Source organism: Pseudomonadota bacterium (assembly GCA_034189865.1).
Lineage (GTDB): Bacteria > Pseudomonadota > Gammaproteobacteria > UBA5335 > UBA5335 > JAXHTV01.
In genome coordinates this window covers 1-16,014 of sequence record JAXHTV010000020.1, presented here as the reverse complement: position 1 = coordinate 16,014, position 16,014 = coordinate 1, and the positions used below count along the sequence as shown (strand labels likewise).

At 60.6% G+C, this 16,014-nt stretch carries 17 protein-coding genes; 15 read left to right on the top strand and 2 right to left on the bottom strand.

What is annotated here, in order from left to right:
• Positions 1–88 precede the first annotated feature (88 nt).
• The 13 genes from SVU69_10065 (at position 89) to der (ending at position 11,885) form a co-directional block, all read left to right on the top strand.
• Entirely contained in the window at positions 89–826 is a 738-nt protein-coding gene (locus tag SVU69_10065; GenBank protein ID MDY6943344.1) for an RNA methyltransferase, read from the top strand.
• Between the two features lie 84 nt (positions 827–910).
• Positions 911–1,708, top strand: a complete 798-nt coding sequence (cysE, locus tag SVU69_10060) for a serine O-acetyltransferase (protein ID MDY6943343.1) — start codon at positions 911–913, stop codon at positions 1,706–1,708.
• A gap of 15 nt (positions 1,709–1,723) precedes the next feature.
• Positions 1,724–2,917, top strand: a complete 1,194-nt coding sequence (locus SVU69_10055; protein ID MDY6943342.1) for an aminotransferase class V-fold PLP-dependent enzyme — start codon at positions 1,724–1,726, stop codon at positions 2,915–2,917.
• Positions 2,914–3,312, top strand: coding sequence for an iron-sulfur cluster assembly scaffold protein (locus SVU69_10050; protein ID MDY6943341.1), 399 nt, complete (start codon positions 2,914–2,916; stop codon positions 3,310–3,312). Before SVU69_10055 ends, SVU69_10050 begins: the two co-directional genes overlap by 4 nt.
• A gap of 127 nt (positions 3,313–3,439) precedes the next feature.
• On the top strand, positions 3,440–3,769 hold the full coding sequence (locus tag SVU69_10045) for an iron-sulfur cluster assembly accessory protein (protein ID MDY6943340.1): 330 nt from the start codon (positions 3,440–3,442) through the stop codon (positions 3,767–3,769).
• 210 nt (positions 3,770–3,979) lie between these two features.
• The gene (gene ndk / locus SVU69_10040) at positions 3,980–4,408 is read left to right on the top strand and encodes a nucleoside-diphosphate kinase (protein MDY6943339.1); all 429 of its coding nucleotides are present in this window, start codon (positions 3,980–3,982) and stop codon (positions 4,406–4,408) included.
• A 33-nt stretch (positions 4,409–4,441) separates the two neighbouring features.
• Complete coding sequence (gene rlmN, locus SVU69_10035) at positions 4,442–5,548, top strand: 23S rRNA (adenine(2503)-C(2))-methyltransferase RlmN (GenBank protein MDY6943338.1); 1,107 nt, start codon at positions 4,442–4,444, stop codon at positions 5,546–5,548.
• The gene (gene pilW, locus SVU69_10030) at positions 5,545–6,306 is read left to right on the top strand and encodes a type IV pilus biogenesis/stability protein PilW (GenBank protein MDY6943337.1); all 762 of its coding nucleotides are present in this window, start codon (positions 5,545–5,547) and stop codon (positions 6,304–6,306) included. Before rlmN ends, pilW begins: the two co-directional genes overlap by 4 nt.
• The gene (locus tag SVU69_10025) at positions 6,303–7,232 is read left to right on the top strand and encodes a helix-turn-helix domain-containing protein (protein ID MDY6943336.1); all 930 of its coding nucleotides are present in this window, start codon (positions 6,303–6,305) and stop codon (positions 7,230–7,232) included. Before pilW ends, SVU69_10025 begins: the two co-directional genes overlap by 4 nt.
• 29 nt (positions 7,233–7,261) lie before the next feature.
• Positions 7,262–8,560, top strand: a complete 1,299-nt coding sequence (gene hisS, locus SVU69_10020) for a histidine--tRNA ligase (protein ID MDY6943335.1) — start codon at positions 7,262–7,264, stop codon at positions 8,558–8,560.
• 17 nt (positions 8,561–8,577) lie between these two features.
• Positions 8,578–9,213 carry a tetratricopeptide repeat protein gene (locus SVU69_10015; GenBank protein MDY6943334.1) on the top strand — a complete coding sequence of 212 codons (636 nt, stop codon included), beginning with the start codon at positions 8,578–8,580 and terminating at the stop codon, positions 9,211–9,213.
• The gene (bamB, locus tag SVU69_10010) at positions 9,210–10,358 is read left to right on the top strand and encodes an outer membrane protein assembly factor BamB (GenBank protein ID MDY6943333.1); all 1,149 of its coding nucleotides are present in this window, start codon (positions 9,210–9,212) and stop codon (positions 10,356–10,358) included. Before SVU69_10015 ends, bamB begins: the two co-directional genes overlap by 4 nt.
• Positions 10,359–10,490: 132 nt before the next feature.
• The gene (gene der, locus SVU69_10005; GenBank protein ID MDY6943332.1) at positions 10,491–11,885 is read left to right on the top strand and encodes a ribosome biogenesis GTPase Der; all 1,395 of its coding nucleotides are present in this window, start codon (positions 10,491–10,493) and stop codon (positions 11,883–11,885) included.
• 37 nt (positions 11,886–11,922) lie between these two features.
• Here der and SVU69_10000 read toward each other — a convergent pair whose 3' ends face one another.
• The gene (locus SVU69_10000) at positions 11,923–12,777 is read right to left on the bottom strand and encodes a peptidoglycan DD-metalloendopeptidase family protein (protein MDY6943331.1); all 855 of its coding nucleotides are present in this window, start codon (positions 12,775–12,777) and stop codon (positions 11,923–11,925) included.
• Complete coding sequence (gene xseA, locus SVU69_09995; GenBank protein MDY6943330.1) at positions 12,767–14,146, bottom strand: exodeoxyribonuclease VII large subunit; 1,380 nt, start codon at positions 14,144–14,146, stop codon at positions 12,767–12,769. The genes SVU69_10000 and xseA overlap by 11 nt, the downstream gene beginning before the upstream one ends.
• A 161-nt stretch (positions 14,147–14,307) precedes the next feature.
• Between xseA and guaB the strand changes: the two genes are divergently transcribed.
• The gene (gene guaB / locus SVU69_09990; GenBank protein ID MDY6943329.1) at positions 14,308–15,774 is read left to right on the top strand and encodes an IMP dehydrogenase; all 1,467 of its coding nucleotides are present in this window, start codon (positions 14,308–14,310) and stop codon (positions 15,772–15,774) included.
• Between the two features lie 72 nt (positions 15,775–15,846).
• Positions 15,847–16,014, top strand: a 168-nt coding sequence (locus SVU69_09985; protein ID MDY6943328.1) for a GMP synthase (glutamine-hydrolyzing), incomplete at its 3' end; no start/stop codon positions are given.

Below are 16,014 nucleotides of genomic sequence, written 5' to 3'. Positions count from 1 at the left end.
GATGCCATCGCGAGCGCGCAAGAATAACAGAGTCGGCCGAGACCGTGTACCAGAACGCGATCTTATAATGGTTCGCGATGAAAAAAGAATGGAGCGTTTCGATATGACCCACCGGGTACGCGTGATTTTGGTGGAGCCCTCTCATCCGGGTAACGTGGGGGCGGCCGCGCGCGCCATGAAAAACATGTGTCTCGATACGCTGTACTTGGTGAGTCCGCGGGATTTTCCCGGCGATGAAGCGGTGGCTCGGGCCGCAGGCGCAGACGACATATTGGACCGCGCCGTGATTTGCGCCTCGCTCGATGAAGCCTTGGCCGGTTGTCACCAAGTGTTTGGTTTGACGGCACGGACTCGAACGCTCTCCTTACCCGCCATGGATGCGCGTTGCTGTGCCGAAACGTTAGTCGAGTTGCCCGAGCAACAAACGGCGGCGCTGGTTTTCGGGCGCGAGCGGACCGGGTTGACCAATGCCGAATTGAGTCGCTGCCACGTCAGTGTTCATATTCCCGCCAATGCCGATTACGCTTCGCTGAATTTGGCGGCTGCGGTCCAGGTGGTCGCTTACGAATTGATGATGTCACGCGGCGGTGTCATACCTCAGCCGCGGGGCGATGAGCCGCCGAAAGCGGCTCGCGATGAGATGGGTCATTTCTATGACCATTTGGAGCAGGTACTCGGTGAGATCGGCTTTCTCGATCGCGCCAATCCGCGCCAATTGATGCGCCGGCTGCGACGATTGTTTGATCGAGCCGGGCCCGATCAGGTGGAATTGAACATCCTGCGCGGGATACTCAGTGCTGTTCAGGGCGGACGAAATCGCCGTTGAATGTTCACGGCCGTCGGTTCCACGACACTATAATGTGGGGCACTTGAGGCTGATTGTCAGCCATCCGGTCCCCGGGGAAAAATCATGCTAGAGCGAATCCGAGAGGACATTCAGTGTGTCTTTGAGCGCGATCCCGCCGCGCGGACCACGTGGGAAGTACTGACCGCCTATCCCGGTCTGCATGCCGTGTGGGCGCATCGGGTCAGCCACTGGCTTTGGCGTCGCGACATCAAGTGGGTTGCCCGATTGTTGTCTCATCTGATGCGCTGGGCGACCGGTATCGAGATTCATCCCGGCGCAGTCCTGGGGCGACGTTTCTTTATCGACCACGGTATGGGCGTGGTGATCGGGGAGACGGCGCAGGTGGGCGACGATTGCACCCTCTATCATGGGGTGACCTTGGGCGGGACGAGTTGGAAGCAAGGTAAGCGTCATCCCACGTTGGAAGATGACGTGGTAATCGGTGCGGGCGCTAAGGTTTTGGGGCCGATCTGCATCGGCCGTGGGGCACGTATCGGATCAAACGGGGTGGTGGTGAAAGACGTGCCGGCCGGCGCCACTGTCGTGGGGGTGCCGGCTCGTATCGTCCAGACCGGTCAAGTGGAACGAAAAGCCCACCGGCAAGCGATTGCCCGAAAAATGGGCTTCGATGCCTACGGTCTAACCAAGGAAATGCCTGATCCGGTAGCGCACGCCATTAACGGATTGCTGGATCATATTCACGTCATGGATGGTCGTGTACAGGCGCTGACGGAAGCGGTTCAACGCCTGGGCGGCGAGAGCGGCGTGCAATTGTCGGAAATGGAAGCCTGCGATGTCGAGCCCGTCGATGAAATCGTCCCAGAAGATCCAGATCGCGCGGACGGCACGAGATCCGATTGACGCCATCATGATGTCATGAGCGGGCAAGATCCCATTTACCTCGATTATGCGGCCACCACTCCGGTCGATGAGCGGGTGGCTGAGCGCATGGCAGCGTGCCTCACACGTCAGGGTGTGTTCGGTAACCCTTCGTCTGTGTCCCATTGTTATGGGCAGCGGGCAGCCGCCTTGGTGGGCGAGGCGAGAGCGGAAGTGGCGGCGCTTTTGGGTGCTGAGCCTGCCGAGGTGATCTTCACGTCCGGTGCGACCGAATCGAATAACTTGGCGATCCTGGGAATCGCACGGTTCTATGCCGAGCGGGGGCGTCATCTCATCACCGGCGTCACGGAACACAAATCCGTTTTGGCGCCTTTCAAAGCCCTGGAGGCGGCCGGTTGGGAGGTGACCTATCTTAGCCCGACCGCTTCGGGGGCCGTCAGCGTTGAGCAGCTCGCCGAGGCATTTCGGCCCGATACGGCCTTGGTCTCTCTCATGCACGTCAACAACGAGACCGGGGTGATCCAGGATATCCGCGCGCTCGGTGAGATGTGCCGCGAGCGTGGGGTGCGGTTTCATGTCGATGCGGCGCAGAGTGTGGGCAAACTGCCTTTAGATTTGTCGGCCATGCCGCTGGACAGCCTGGCGCTGTCCGCACACAAGTTTTATGGACCGAAAGGCGTCGGTGCGTTGTTCGTGCGCCGTCGACCGCGCCTGCGGTTGCGTCCGGTACTTCACGGTGGGGGGCAAGAAGGCGGTCTTCGCCCCGGTACGCTGGCAACCCACCAGATCGTCGGCTTGGGCGAAGCGTCTCGGCTGGCGCGCGATGTAATGGCGTCGGAACAAGCGCGCATCCAAGCACTGCGCGATCAGCTTTGGCGGCAGTTGGCGACGCTGCCGGGGATGCTGCTGAATGGCGAGGGTTCGCCGCGGGTGAGCGGCATACTCAATGTGAGCGTGGCCGACGTGCATGGGGAGTCGCTGTTGGCGGCCATCGACGATGAATTGGCCGTGGCGATGGGCTCGGCTTGCACTTCCGCCGTGGCGAGCCCGTCATACGTCCTAAAAGCCCTTGGCCGCAGCGACGCGCTGGCGAACAGCTCCTTGCGCCTCTCATTGGGGCGGTTTACCAGCGAAGAGGATATCGCGCGGACGGGTGCGCATTTGGTCTCCCGCATTCGATGGTTGCGGGCGTTATCGCCATCACCCGGCACGGTGCTGACGTCCTCGTGAGCGATGATTCACCCATCAATTCAGCCGTCCGCGCCCGCTTTATCAATGCGCGTATGTCGGAGCTTTGGGCGCCGTCGGAGCCCGATGTGCTCACCGGGCGGGCCGGTTCGATGGCCCAGGAGGCCGAGGTGCTCATCCAGGTCCGCATGGGGGCGGAGGGGCAGGTCGTGGACACACGCTATCGCGTCTACGGTTGTCCTTTCACCATTGCAGCGGTGGTTTTGGCGTGCGAGCGACTGGTTGGTTTAACCGCAGAGGAGCTGACCCGTTTTCGGGGGCTGGACTTGGCCGATGCACTGACCTTTCCGGCGGAGAAGCGCGGTGTGGCTCTGACTGTTGAAGATGCCGTTCACGCCTTGGTCACTGAATCGAGCCCGTGTGTCGGTCCGCGCTGATGTTCCAGTGGAGGGAAACCTTTACCGATTGGGGATGTCTCTGATAAACAGTGGGGTTATGAGATGTCATTTGCCTGCCTGGGCAAACGGCACCGAACGGGATTCATCAAGTAGGAGAGGGTAGCCCATGACAATTCGACTTACCGATGCGGCAGCCAACCGCGTCAAGGAGCATTTGGCTCGTCGGGGACATGGTATCGGCCTTCGCTTCGGAATGCGTCGTACCGGTTGCTCCGGTTGGTCCTATGTATTGGACTATGCCGACGAACAGGCCGAAGACGACGTCGTATTTGAAGACCATGGTGTCAAGGTTTTGGTTGAACAGCAGTTCGTAGAATTCCTCGATGGCACGGAACTGGACTTCCGGCGCGATGGTTTGAACGAGAGTTTCACCTTCGACAACCCCAATGTGAATGAGGAGTGCGGTTGCGGAGAGAGCTTCAGCGTCGCGAGTTGAGCGGGCGGCCATTATCCGCCAAGCGTTTGCCCGCGGGTCGTTGCGAGAGTAAACTCACGCCCCGTGATGACTGGGAAACCCGCGTTGTAACGCGGGTTTCTGATATTTGGGGATGATCGGCGGCGGCGTGTTTGCTCGCCGGACCCCGGATAGACCGATTTCTTGAGCGATATCCTGATTTTTCGCGTGAGTCCTAACTGGAGATAACCCATGTCCGTCGAACGCACCTTGTCCATCATCAAACCCGATGCCGTCGGTAAGAACGTGATAGGCGAGATTTACAGCCGTTTTGAGAAAGCCGGCCTACAAATCGTGGCCGCCAAAATGCAACAGCTCTCCCGTGCCCAAGCGGAAGGGTTCTACGCCGTTCACCGCGAACGTCCGTTTTTCAAGGACTTGGTCGAGTTCATGATTTCCGGTCCGGTGATGATTCAAGTGCTGGAAGGTGAAGGTGCCATCGCCCGCAATCGGGAATTGATGGGCGCGACCAATCCCAAGGAAGCCGCGGAAGGGACGATTCGTCGGGACTTTGCCGAAAGCATCGATGCCAATGCGGTTCATGGGTCCGATGGCCCGGATACGGCAGCGCAGGAAATTCGATACTTCTTCAGTGACTTGGAGCTTTGCCCGCGCGGTTGATACCGTGGCAGATCGCTTATGAGCACACCGGAGATGAGCCAAAAAATCAACCTGCTGGGCCTGGATCGGCAGGGCCTCGCCCAGGTTTTCGACAACCTGGGCGAGCGCCCTTTCCGCGCCCAGCAGGTTTTGCAGTGGATTCACCAGCGCGGTGAAGGCGACATCTCGGCCATGAGCAACTTGAGCAAGTCTCTGCGGGCGCGCCTGGATGAGGTCGCGCAAGTCTGTGAGCCCGAGGTGATTCTCGACAGTGTCTCCGACGACGGAACGCGGAAATGGCTGATTCGGGTCGATGGCGGCAATGCGGTGGAGACCGTGTTTATCCCCGAAGCGCGACGAGGCACCCTGTGTATTTCCAGCCAAGTGGGCTGTACCTTGGAGTGCGCGTTTTGCTCGACGGGGCGCCAGGGCTTCAACCGCAACTTGTCGACAGAAGAAATCATCGCCCAAATTTGGGTGGCCAACAAAGCCTTAGGGTATACCCCAGACGGTGAGCGCGTGATCAGCAACGTGGTGTTTATGGGTATGGGCGAACCGCTGCTCAATCTCAATCACGTGATCCCTGCGCTGAACATCCTGCTCGATGACTTGGGTTACGGGCTCTCCAAGCGGCGGGTGACCGTCAGTACCTCGGGTATCGTGCCCGCCTTGGATAAACTGAAAGCCGCAGCTGATGTCGCGCTTGCTGTCTCCTTACATGCACCGGATGATGAGCTACGCGATCAACTGGTGCCAATCAATCAAAAGTATCCTATCGCCGAGCTTCTCGATGCCTGCCGTCGTTATATGGCGGGGAAAAGTGCTCGAAGTCATATTACGTTTGAGTACGTCATGCTGAAGGATGTGAATGATTCTCCAGCCCAGGCTCGTGCATTGGCCCGTTTGCTCAAGGATGTGCCCGCCAAAATCAATTTGATTCCTTTCAATCCCTTTCCTAATTCGGGCTTTGAACGGTCCACGCCGGCGACCATCACGGCATTCCAGGATATTTTGATGAGGCAGGGTTATGTCACCACAATCCGTCGGACCCGGGGCGACGACATCGATGCGGCGTGTGGGCAACTGGCTGGTAAAGTACTCAACCGGGTGCGTCGGCTCGGGCCGGTACAAGCCGATGGGCGAGGGAACCTGACGCCATGAAGCAGCATCTTGCGCGATTTCTGGTCGGATTCTCGGTGCTATGGCTGGTTGCCTGTGTCAGTGATGCACCCCAGCGGCCCGAAGTCAATGCCAGCGAGGCAGCCAATTACAATACGCAATTGGGTATGAACTACTTGGCTCAAGGCAAGTACGACGTGGCCTTGGAGAAGTTTGACCGGGCGCGTGAGCAGGATCCCAAACTGCCCGATACCTATGTTGGCTATGCACAACTCTATACCCGGCTGGGGCAGCCGGAACTGGCCGATGAGAACTACCGGAAGGCCATCAGGCTGGCGCCGGACCGTGGCGATTTGCACAACAACTATGGCGTGTTTTTGTGCGGCCAGCGTCGTTTGGAAGAATCCGAGGAACAGTTCCTTTTGGCGCTAGAAGACCCCAAGTACACTACCCAAGAGTTCGCTTATACCAATGCCGGCGTATGTGCCCGGCTGGTACCGGACAAAGACAAAGCGGAAAATTATTTCCGCAAGGCTTTGATGGTGAACCCTCAGTTCGGCGACGCCCTATGGCAGATGGCCGTATTGGCATACGAGCGTAACGATCACCTCAAGGCTCGGGCTTTCCTAAGCCGCTTCCATGTTGCGGAACAACCCACCGCCGAGAGTCTGTTGTTGGGATACCGAGTGGAAACTTATCTGGGAGATGTGGAAGCGGCGGAGACCTATGCCACCCGTTTGGCTGCGCGTTTCCCGAACTCACCCCAGGCGAAACGACTGGGTGAGCTGCAACGGCAATGAACGACGAGCTACCGGATCAATCAGAACAGTCGGGGCCAGGCGCGCGCTTGCGTGCAGCCCGCGAAGCGCGCCGACACACGGTCAAAGATGCCGCTGAGGCTTTGCGCTTGAGCGAGGCGACGGTGAGGGCGCTGGAAGACAATGATATGTCCCGCCTGCCGCCTGAGACTTTTGTTCGCGGGTATCTGCGCAGCTACGCACGATGGTTGGATGTTCCGGAAGGCGAGGTCGTCGCTTCCCGCACCGACGATTCCGCCGAGATGACCATGGCGCCCATCGCCATCGAACGGCGCGATATGGATCTGGCTGCTGTGGGTCGGGGTCGCCAGTTGGCCGGTTTGCTGATCGTGCTCCTGCTGCTTGTGCTGGCGGGTGTTTGGGGAATCAATCACCTTCGCCAGCCGGCGACTCCAGTGGTGCCGGATCCACGTGTGATGTCGTCGCCTGATGTGCCGGCGGCGACTCATCGAGGATCGCCGCCGGCAGTCGTCGCCGAATCGGCTGATGTGGAGCCGGTCATCCCGGATCTGACGTCGTCACCAGAAGCGCCATTTGTGCCGGAGCAACCCCTCGGCGTGAATGAGCCTTCGGCGTTCGTTGCAGAGGACAGCGTGGTGGAGCAACCGGCCGTATCGGCGCCACCTGAAGTCACCGAGCAGGCGACGGGTTCTGAAGCGGTTCGGGTGACTGTCAATCTCGAGTTTCGTGAAGAGTCCTGGGTCGAAGTCTCTGATGTTCAGGGCCGTTTGTTGCTTTACAAGCTGGCGGCTGATGACAGTCAGGCCAGGGTCGAAGGCGAACCCCCGCTGCAGGTTTACTTGGGCAATGCGCCGGGCGTGAGTATCACGGTGGACAATCAGCCGTTCGACACCGCGCCCTTTACCCGGCGAAACAAAGTCGCCCGGTTTACCATCCCCGCTCCGTAACACGACCAATCGAAATAGGGCAACTCAAGGTGTCTAACGGGATCCAGGCCATTCGCGGTATGAACGATATCCTCGCACAGGATACGCCGCGCTGGCAGTTTATCGAACAAACAGTCGGCGATGTTCTGGCGGCCTACGGATACCAGGAAATCCGTCTGCCCATCGTCGAGAAAACTGAACTGTTCAAACGTTCCATCGGCGAAATGACCGATATCGTCGAGAAGGAAATGTACACCTTCGAAGACCGCAACGGGGACAGCCTGACCCTCCGTCCGGAAGGCACGGCAGGCTGCGTTCGGGCGGTGATCCAAAACGGTCTGATCTACAATCAACAGCAGCGTTTTTGGTATGCCGGGCCCATGTTTCGGCATGAACGCCCGCAAAAAGGTCGGTATCGCCAGTTTCATCAAATCGGGGTTGAGGCATTCGGCATGCCCGGTCCGGATGTGGATGCGGAGGTCATCGCCATTAGCGACCGCATCTTCCGGCGGTTGGGCATCGACACCGTGACGCTGGAAATTAACACCTTGGGCACAGCGTCTTGCCGGGCGGCCTATCGGGACGTCCTGGTCCAATATTTTCGCGATCACCAAGCTGCGCTGGACGAGGACAGTTTGCGCCGCTTGGAGAGCAATCCCCTGCGGATTCTGGACAGTAAGAATCCCGCCATGCAGGCGGTCATCGCGGCGGCACCGCAACTGGCGGACTACCTGGACGATGAATCGCGTGCACACTTCGACCGCCTGCGCGAGTTGTTGGATCGGCTGAATATCCGTTACCGGCTAAACCCGCGCCTGGTGCGCGGCTTGGACTACTACACCCACGTGGTGTTCGAGTGGGTGACTGATCGGCTGGGCGCGCAAAATGCCGTTTGCTCCGGCGGTCGTTACGACGGTCTGGTGAGCCAACTCGGTGGTTCGGTGACCCCGGCGGTGGGTTTCGCGCTTGGCTTGGAGCGCACGGTGGCGCTGTTGGAACTGTCGGGGCACGCCGGCATTTCGCGGGAGCCCCAGGTTTACCTGGTGTGTGCCGGCGAACAAGCCGAGCTCGTGGGCTTGTCACTGGCCGAACAGCTGCGCAACGAAGTGCCCGATTTGCGGGTGCAGTGCAATTGCGGCGGTGGTAGTTTCAAGGCCCAGCTCAAGCGAGCCGATCGCAGCGGTGCGGAAATCGCAGTGATTTTGGGCGAACGGGAAGCGAATTCAGGGCAAGCCCAGATCAAACCCCTGCGGGTGGATCGGGAACAGATGACGGTGGGGTTGGACACGGTGGCGGAGACCATTGTGAGTTGGCTGGGTACCCAGGTTGACGGCGATCAGCCTGCTTGATCGAAGAGGGAAGCGTTTTGGCGGAACAGACGGACGACGAACAAATCGAACAGCTGAAGACCTGGTGGCGCAACTACGGTAACTACCTGCTGACAGGTGTTGCGGTGGGGCTGCTGCTATTGTTTGGCTGGCGCTACTACCAGCAGACGCAGGAGCGTCAGGCGATCCAGGCCTCCGAATACTATCAGCAGTTGCTGAACGCTATCGACGAGAAAGATGACGAGGCTGCCGAGTCGTTGATGGCGACGTTGACCGAGGACTACGCTGCCACGCCGTATGCTGCCCTGGCCTCGCTGTGGGCGGCGAAACGGGCCGCCGACGCCGGTGAGTCGGATGGTGCCAGATCCGCTCTGCAATGGGTGATCGACCGGGGGCAGCCGGAGGAAATTCGAGCCGTCGCGCGCATTCGTCTGGCCCGATTGCTGTCGGCGGATAACCAATTCGACGCTGCCTTGGCGTTGCTGGAAGAAGATGAATTGCCGGCGAGTTACCTCGCCCAGATCAGCGAATTGCGGGGCGATATTTATGTCGCGTCCGGTGAGGCTTCGCGCGCCCGCGAGGCTTACCAGGCCGCTTTATTGGCGGCTGATTCCCAGCGTCGCGTCTTGATCGAAATGAAGCTCAATAGCCTCGTCGAGGGTGCCGCAGAATGAGTCGGGTACTACTGATTGTTTTTGTATTGGGGCTGTCCGCCTGTAGTTCGTTCGGTGGCAAGTCGAAGGTTGACCCGCCGGCGGAAGTGCCCGATTTCGAGCCGCAGCTGCAGGTCGAACGGCTGTGGAAAGTGTCGGTGGGGGCAAGTGCCGAGGAAGCGGCCCCGGCACTCGGCATTGCCATGGTCGGTGGGCGTCTTTATACCGCCAGCGCCAAAGGCCGAGTCGTCGCTATCGACGGCGAAACCGGTGCCGAGCTGTGGCGCCAAAAAACACCGTATCGATTCTCCACCGGCGCCGGTATCGGGGGCGACACCATGCTATTGGGCACCCGTGACGGTGAGATCGTCGCCTTGTCCACCGGGGATGGTCAGGAACGTTGGCGGGTGATGCTTAGCAGCGAAGTTAGTGCTGTACCGGCCGTATCCGGTGGGATCGCGGCCGTGCGGACCTTAGACGGCCGCGTGGTTGGGCTAAATCTTGCGGACGGTTCACGGCGGTGGGTCTTTGATGGGTCGATTCCTTCGTTGACCCTGCGTGGCACAAGTGCACCGGTGATTCACGAAGGCTTGGTCATCGCCGGTTTTGACAACGGTCGACTGGCCGGCCTGCTCCTGACGGATGGCCAGCTGGTTTGGGAACAGGCGGTCTCTGTTCCAAGCGGTCGGTCGGAAATCGAGCGTCTGGTGGATATCGATGGTGACCTGCGGGTTTTGGGCGACAGCCTTTATGCGGTGAACTATCAGGGCAACTTGGGTCGCTTCGCCGTGGGCACCGGGACTCCGATTTGGTCCCGGGAAATTTCCAGTTACACCGGCCTTGATGTGGGCGGCGACGGCGTTTACGTCAGCGACGAAAAATCTCATGTGGTGGCGTTCGATCGGGCCAGTGGCGCTTCGTTGTGGACCCAGGATCGACTCTACAAACGCCAATTGACCGCACCGGAAGTTGCGGGCGATGCCGTGGTGGTTGGCGATGCCGAGGGTTATCTTTACTGGTTGTCCCGGGACGACGGACGCTTGCTGGCGCGTTACCGGGTTGGCCGAGATGGTTTGGCGGCGCGTCCCTTGGCCGTGGCCGATATACTCTATGCGCTTGACCGGGGCGGCGATTTGGTCGCGTTGACGGTCAGCGAAAAGGACTAGGCGGCGTCACACAAGGCCGCGTCAGCGAGGCGGGCGGCAAGGGCAAGGACAGCGATTCTCACGGATATCCGGCGTGGGGATCGCCCGATGGGAATCCGCTGTCTGGCCGGAGAATTCGAGGACACTATCGTCATGCTTCCCGTCATTGTCCTGCTGGGACGTCCCAACGTCGGCAAGTCGACACTCTTTAATTTTCTTACCCGCAGTCGCGATGCGTTGGTGGCGGATTTTCCCGGACTGACGCGGGACCGGAAATACGGTTACGGCAAGGTGGGCCCGGCGCCCTACGTGGTGGTGGATACCGGGGGAGTCAGCGGTCTGGCCGAGGGTCTGGACGAACTCACGGCTGAGCAGAGCCTTAAAGCGCTGCAAGAAGCGGATTACGTTTTGTTTATGGTCGATGGCCGGGCTGGCATGACCACCGACGATCAGGAACTGGCTGCGATTCTCCGCCGCAGCGGTAAACCCGCCACGCTGGTGCTCAACAAGACCGAAGGGATGCAAGCCGAACGGGTGGCGCCGGAGTTTTACGAGTTGGGTTTAGGCCAGCCGGTTCTAGTCTCCTCTGCACATGGCGATGGGATTTACGACTTGATCGGGAGCGTGCTCGAGACGCTTCCTGCCAATACCACCGAAGAGTCCGAGCCATCCGCTGACGCCATCAGCGTGGCGGTGGTCGGGCGTCCGAACACCGGAAAATCCACGTTAATCAATCGCATTCTCGGTGAGGAGCGGGTGGTTGCGAGCGATGTGCCCGGCACCACGCGAGATGCCGTCGAGGTGGACTTCGAGCGGGATGGCCGATCTTATCGGCTCATCGATACCGCCGGGATTCGGCGGCGGGCCCGGGTGAAAGAGGTGGTGGAGAAGTTCAGCATCATCAAGACGCTGCAGGCGGTAGATCGTGCTGAGGTGGTGTTGCTGCTGGTGGACGCGCGGGAAGGCGTATCCGAGCAGGATGTCAGTTTGCTCGGTTTGGTATTGGAGCGCGGAAGGGCGCTGGTGATCGCCGTGAACAAATGGGACGGTTTGTCGCCCGATCAACGCGATGCGGTGCGCTCGGAGTTGGACCGCCGCCTGTCCTTCGTGAACTTTGCCAAAATTCACTTTATTTCCGCGTTGCACGGCACCGGCGTTGGTAATTTGTTTAAGTCGGTGAACCGGGCGTACGAGGCTGCGACGCGAGACCTGTCGACACCTGAGCTCAACCGTATCTTAGAGCAGGCCGCCGTCGAACATCCGCCCCCGTTAGTGCGCGGACGGCGGATCAAGCTGCGTTACGCCCATCAGGGGGGTAAGCGCCCGCCCCTGATCGTGATACACGGCAACCAGGTCGAGCGTATCCCAGGTACCTACCGGCGTTATCTGGCCAACACCTACCAGAAACAACTGGATTTGTGGGGCACGCCGGTGCGGATCGAGTTTCGCAAGGGTGAAAATCCCTACGAGGGTCGGCGCAACAAATTAACCCCGCGCCAAGTGGCCAAGCGTCGTCGCCTGATGCGTCACGTCAAGCGTAAAGATTAATAAAAATGGCTCTATGTCAGGGCGCGGGGCAGGCTGCTTACGGCGTGTTCGCGTCGCCTTGGGTGTTTAGGAACAACATGGGATCGATCAGGTGGCCGTTGAGGGCCACCGCCCAATGGAGATGAGCGCCAGTCACCCGACCGGTTTGCCCCACTCTTCCGATGCGCTCGCCCGCGTTGAGTCGATCCCCTGGTTTGACGTCGATCGCCTGCAAGTGGCAGTACATGGTCACCAGTCCACGGCCGTGGTCGAGAAACACCGTGTTGCCGTTAAAGTAAAAATCGCCCGCATCGATCACGCGAGCCGTTGCCGGAGCGTGGATAGGTGTTCCTTCAGGCGCGGCGATGTCCAAGCCGCTGTGGGGTTTTCGGGGCTGATCGTTGAAGAAGCGGCGCAAGCCGAACGGGCTGCTAAAAGGCCCTTCCACCGGCGAGTCCAAGCGGGCTTGGTCCGCCAATAGTGTGCCGCTCCAGTGTCGCAGCGCCTTGCGAATTCTGGGTGTTTCCGCTCGCACCCGAGCCAGGGTTTCGGCGTCCAGATCCACCATTTTCGGGGCGACGTTCAGCCGTTGTTCGGCGTATTGTTTCTCAGTGACCACAAACGCCACGTCACGTGGTCCCGCGTCGTCGGCAACCACCACCCGGTGCGCACCGGCCGTCGCAGACAAAGGTATGCCCACCAGCGCAAACCAACGCCCGTCGCTGCGTACGGTGAGTACCCGCCGTCCGTCGTAACGAACTTCGGCAGGTTCCGGCTCCGCCGCGTCGGATGTCAGCGGAATGACAGCAATTCCCCCAGGCACGGCGGCGGCGCGGGGCAGGGCTATCGCCGCCAGCGGCCATGTCAGTAGTAGGGTCAGGCAAACGCCGATAAGAATTCGTCTAGGGTTCATGTTGCTCGGTTCGAACTTGGGTGATCTCGCAGTCCAACTCGCCGTGGGCCAGCCGGATATGTATTGGGTCGCCTACTTGTGTTTGCTGACTGTCGCGTAGCACGACGCCATCCGCCGTGCGGGCAATGGCGTAGCCTCGCTCGAGCGTGGCCAGCGGGCTGACGGTCGACAACGCGCGCGCCGCCAGATGGAACCGCCGCTGGCTGGATTCCAAGCGCAGCTGCATAGCGCGATGGAGCCGTTCCTGCGCCCGCTCAAGCCGTTGCCTCAGCATGTTGAGCCGATGGGTGGGTGTGGTTGCGGCCAAGCGCGTGGCCAAGCTGCTTAATCGATGACGCCGGCGCTCCAGCGTCAGTTCCATAGCTCGGGCCAGGCGTTGTTCCAACTCATCCAGCCGTTGGCTTTGCTGACGGAGTCGCTGGGCGGGGTGACAGCGACGCAGGCGCGCCTCCAGCGTCGCCAGTCGGTCGCGGTGACGCGCCATGCGGTGTTGTTGCCAAGTCACCAGCCGGCTGAGCAAACGTTCGACCCGAGCGCTCACCTCGGCGGCGTCCGGTACGGCGATCTCCGCGGCGGCAGACGGCGTGGGTGCCCGTACATCCGCGACGAAGTCCGCAATGGTCACGTCAATCTCGTGACCGACGGCGCTGATGACAGGGATAGGGCAGGCATGAATCGCGCGTGCCACGATTTCCTCGTTGAAAGCCCACAGATCTTCCAGCGATCCGCCGCCCCGGCCCACGATGAGCACGTCGCATTCGGCTCGCCGGGTGGCGGTTTCAATGGCCCGCACGATTTGCGGCGCCGCCTCGTCCCCCTGCACGGCCACTGGATAGAGAACCAACGGGATGGTCGGAAAACGGCGCTTGAGCACGTTCAGAATATCGCGGATGGCGGCACCCGTCGGCGAGGTGATAATGCCGATACGGCGAGGGAAAGGGGGCAGCGTTTTTTTGTGTTCCGGCGAGAACAGGCCTTCGGCGGCGAGTTTGCGCTTCAGGGCTTCGTAAGCTTGGCGCAGCGCGCCTTCGCCGGCCGGCTCCAAGTGCTCGACAATGAGCTGGTATTCGCCCCGAGGTTCGTAGAGGCTGGCGCGGGCTTTTATCAGCACATGGGCGCCGTTTTGGGGGCGCGCTTGAACCGCTTGGTTGCGTTGCCGAAACATGGCGCAGCGAACCTGGGCCTTGGCGTCCTTCAGCGAGAAGTACCAATGGCCGGAGCTGGGGGCAGCGAAGTTGGATATTTCGCCCTCCACCCACGATACCGGGAGACCGCGGTCGAGCAGCGCTCTCACTTCGCGATTGAGGGCCGAGACCGTGAAGATGCGGGCATCGCCCGGCGTCGGTGTGGGAAGGCGGTCGAAACTCATGCGCCCATGATAGCCGTCCCTTGTTTGCAGGCAAGCGCCGGCGTCCTCAATCAGGCGCCGGCCCCTGATCCGGGACGAAAAAAATGGGCGGCGAGTTTACGCAACAGGGCCCGAGACTTATAATGCCCGGCACTGTTTTTCGCCGTTTTGGCAGGTGCCGAATGCTGACCACTGAGGAAGCCCTCACTTTTGACGATGTTCTTTTGCTCCCCGAGTACTCGGACGTTTTGCCGCGGGAGGTAAGCTTGCGGACCCGGCTCACCCGGGGCATTGAGTTGAATGTGCCGCTAGTTAGCGCGGCCATGGATACCGTCACCGAAGCGCGGCTGGCCATCGCCATTGCTCAGGAAGGCGGCATTGGCATTATTCACAAGAACATGCCGGTGGAACGTCAGGCGCTGGAAGTGGCCAAGGTCAAGAAATATGAGAGCGGCGTGATCCGCAATCCGGTGACCGTGCGACCGGATCAAAGCATCCGCGAAGTGCTGGAGATCACCCGAGCGCATGGAATCTCCGGCGTGCCGGTAGTGGATGGCGAAGATTTGGTGGGAATCGTCACCGGGCGCGATCTGCGCTTCGAGACCGAGCTGGACAAGCCGGTGGCCCGCATCATGACCCCGAAGGACCGTCTGGTGACGGTGAAGGACGGCTCCGACACCGCCGAAGTGATGGCGCTGCTGCACGCCCACCGCATCGAAAAAGTGCTGGTCATCAATGACGATTTTCAGTTGCGGGGCCTGATCACCGTCAAAGACATCCAAAAAGCGACCGATTTTCCCAACGCGTGCAAAGACGACCAGGGCAGCTTGCGCGCGGGTGCCGCCGTCGGTACGGGCGCCGAGACGGAAGCGCGGGTGGATGCCTTGGTCAACGCCGGGGTGGATGTGGTCGTGGTCGATACGGCTCACGGGCATTCCCGCGGTGTGATCGAACGGGTGAGCTTGATCAAACACCGTTATCCCGATCTGCAAGTGATTGCCGGCAACGTGGCCACCGCCGAGGCCGCTTTGGCATTGGTGGAAGCGGGTGCCGACGGTATCAAAGTGGGCGTGGGTCCGGGTTCCATCTGCACCACACGGATTATCGCCGGCGTGGGCGTGCCCCAGATTACTGCGGTGGGCAACGTCGCGCGGGCACTGAAAGAGCACGGTGTCCCTGTGATTGCCGATGGGGGTATTCGATTCTCCGGCGATTTGGCCAAGGCCGTTGCCGCCGGCGCGTACTGCGTCATGATGGGCAGTTTGTTCGCGGGAACCGAAGAAGCACCTGGCGAAGTCGAGCTCTACCAGGGGCGGTCGTACAAATCCTACCGGGGAATGGGATCGCTGGGCGCCATGCAGGAAGGCTCCAAGGACCGGTACTTTCAGGATGCCACGCAGGAAATCGAAAAACTGGTGCCCGAGGGTATCGAAGGCCGGGTTCCCTACAAAGGCAGCCTGATCGCGATCGTCCATCAGTTGCTCGGCGGTCTGCGCGCCAGCATGGGGTATACCGGCTGTTCGTCGGTGGAAGAAATGCGCACCAAGCCCCGGTTTATCAAGGTGAGTCAAGCCGGCATGCGCGAGAGCCATGTCCACGACGTGCTGATCACCAAAGAACCCCCGAACTACCGCATCGACCCGGCCTGAGTCACCGTTGTGAGACACCGGGCCGGGCCGGTATCTCGTTGCATTGCCGTGGGCCCGGCGCACCTGGGATAGATCATGACCGATATCCACGCCCACCGAATCCTGATTCTCGACTTCGGCTCCCAGTACACCCAGCTGATCGCCCGGCGCGTGCGCGAGCTTGGCGTCTACTGCGAGATTCACCCCTGGGATATGGGCGCCGACGCGCTGCGGGCGTTTGCGCCCAAAGGCATCATCCTG

Bases quoted from the DNA above. Each gene is read 5' to 3' on its own strand.
- xseA (MDY6943330.1), bottom strand. From the start codon at position 14,146: ATGAGTTTCGACCGCCTTCCCACACCGACGCCGGGCGATGCCCGCATC.
- guaB (MDY6943329.1), top strand. From the start codon at position 14,308: ATGCTGACCACTGAGGAAGCCCTCACTTTTGACGATGTTCTTTTGCTC.
- SVU69_10025 (MDY6943336.1), top strand. From the start codon at position 6,303: ATGAACGACGAGCTACCGGATCAATCAGAACAGTCGGGGCCAGGCGCG.
- rlmN (MDY6943338.1), top strand. From the start codon at position 4,442: ATGAGCCAAAAAATCAACCTGCTGGGCCTGGATCGGCAGGGCCTCGCC.
- SVU69_10055 (MDY6943342.1), top strand. From the start codon at position 1,724: ATGAGCGGGCAAGATCCCATTTACCTCGATTATGCGGCCACCACTCCG.
- cysE (MDY6943343.1), top strand. From the start codon at position 911: ATGCTAGAGCGAATCCGAGAGGACATTCAGTGTGTCTTTGAGCGCGAT.
- der (MDY6943332.1), top strand. From the start codon at position 10,491: ATGCTTCCCGTCATTGTCCTGCTGGGACGTCCCAACGTCGGCAAGTCG.
- SVU69_10065 (MDY6943344.1), top strand. From the start codon at position 89: ATGGAGCGTTTCGATATGACCCACCGGGTACGCGTGATTTTGGTGGAG.
- SVU69_10000 (MDY6943331.1), bottom strand. From the start codon at position 12,777: ATGAACCCTAGACGAATTCTTATCGGCGTTTGCCTGACCCTACTACTG.
- ndk (MDY6943339.1), top strand. From the start codon at position 3,980: ATGTCCGTCGAACGCACCTTGTCCATCATCAAACCCGATGCCGTCGGT.
- SVU69_10045 (MDY6943340.1), top strand. From the start codon at position 3,440: ATGACAATTCGACTTACCGATGCGGCAGCCAACCGCGTCAAGGAGCAT.
- bamB (MDY6943333.1), top strand. From the start codon at position 9,210: ATGAGTCGGGTACTACTGATTGTTTTTGTATTGGGGCTGTCCGCCTGT.
- pilW (MDY6943337.1), top strand. From the start codon at position 5,545: ATGAAGCAGCATCTTGCGCGATTTCTGGTCGGATTCTCGGTGCTATGG.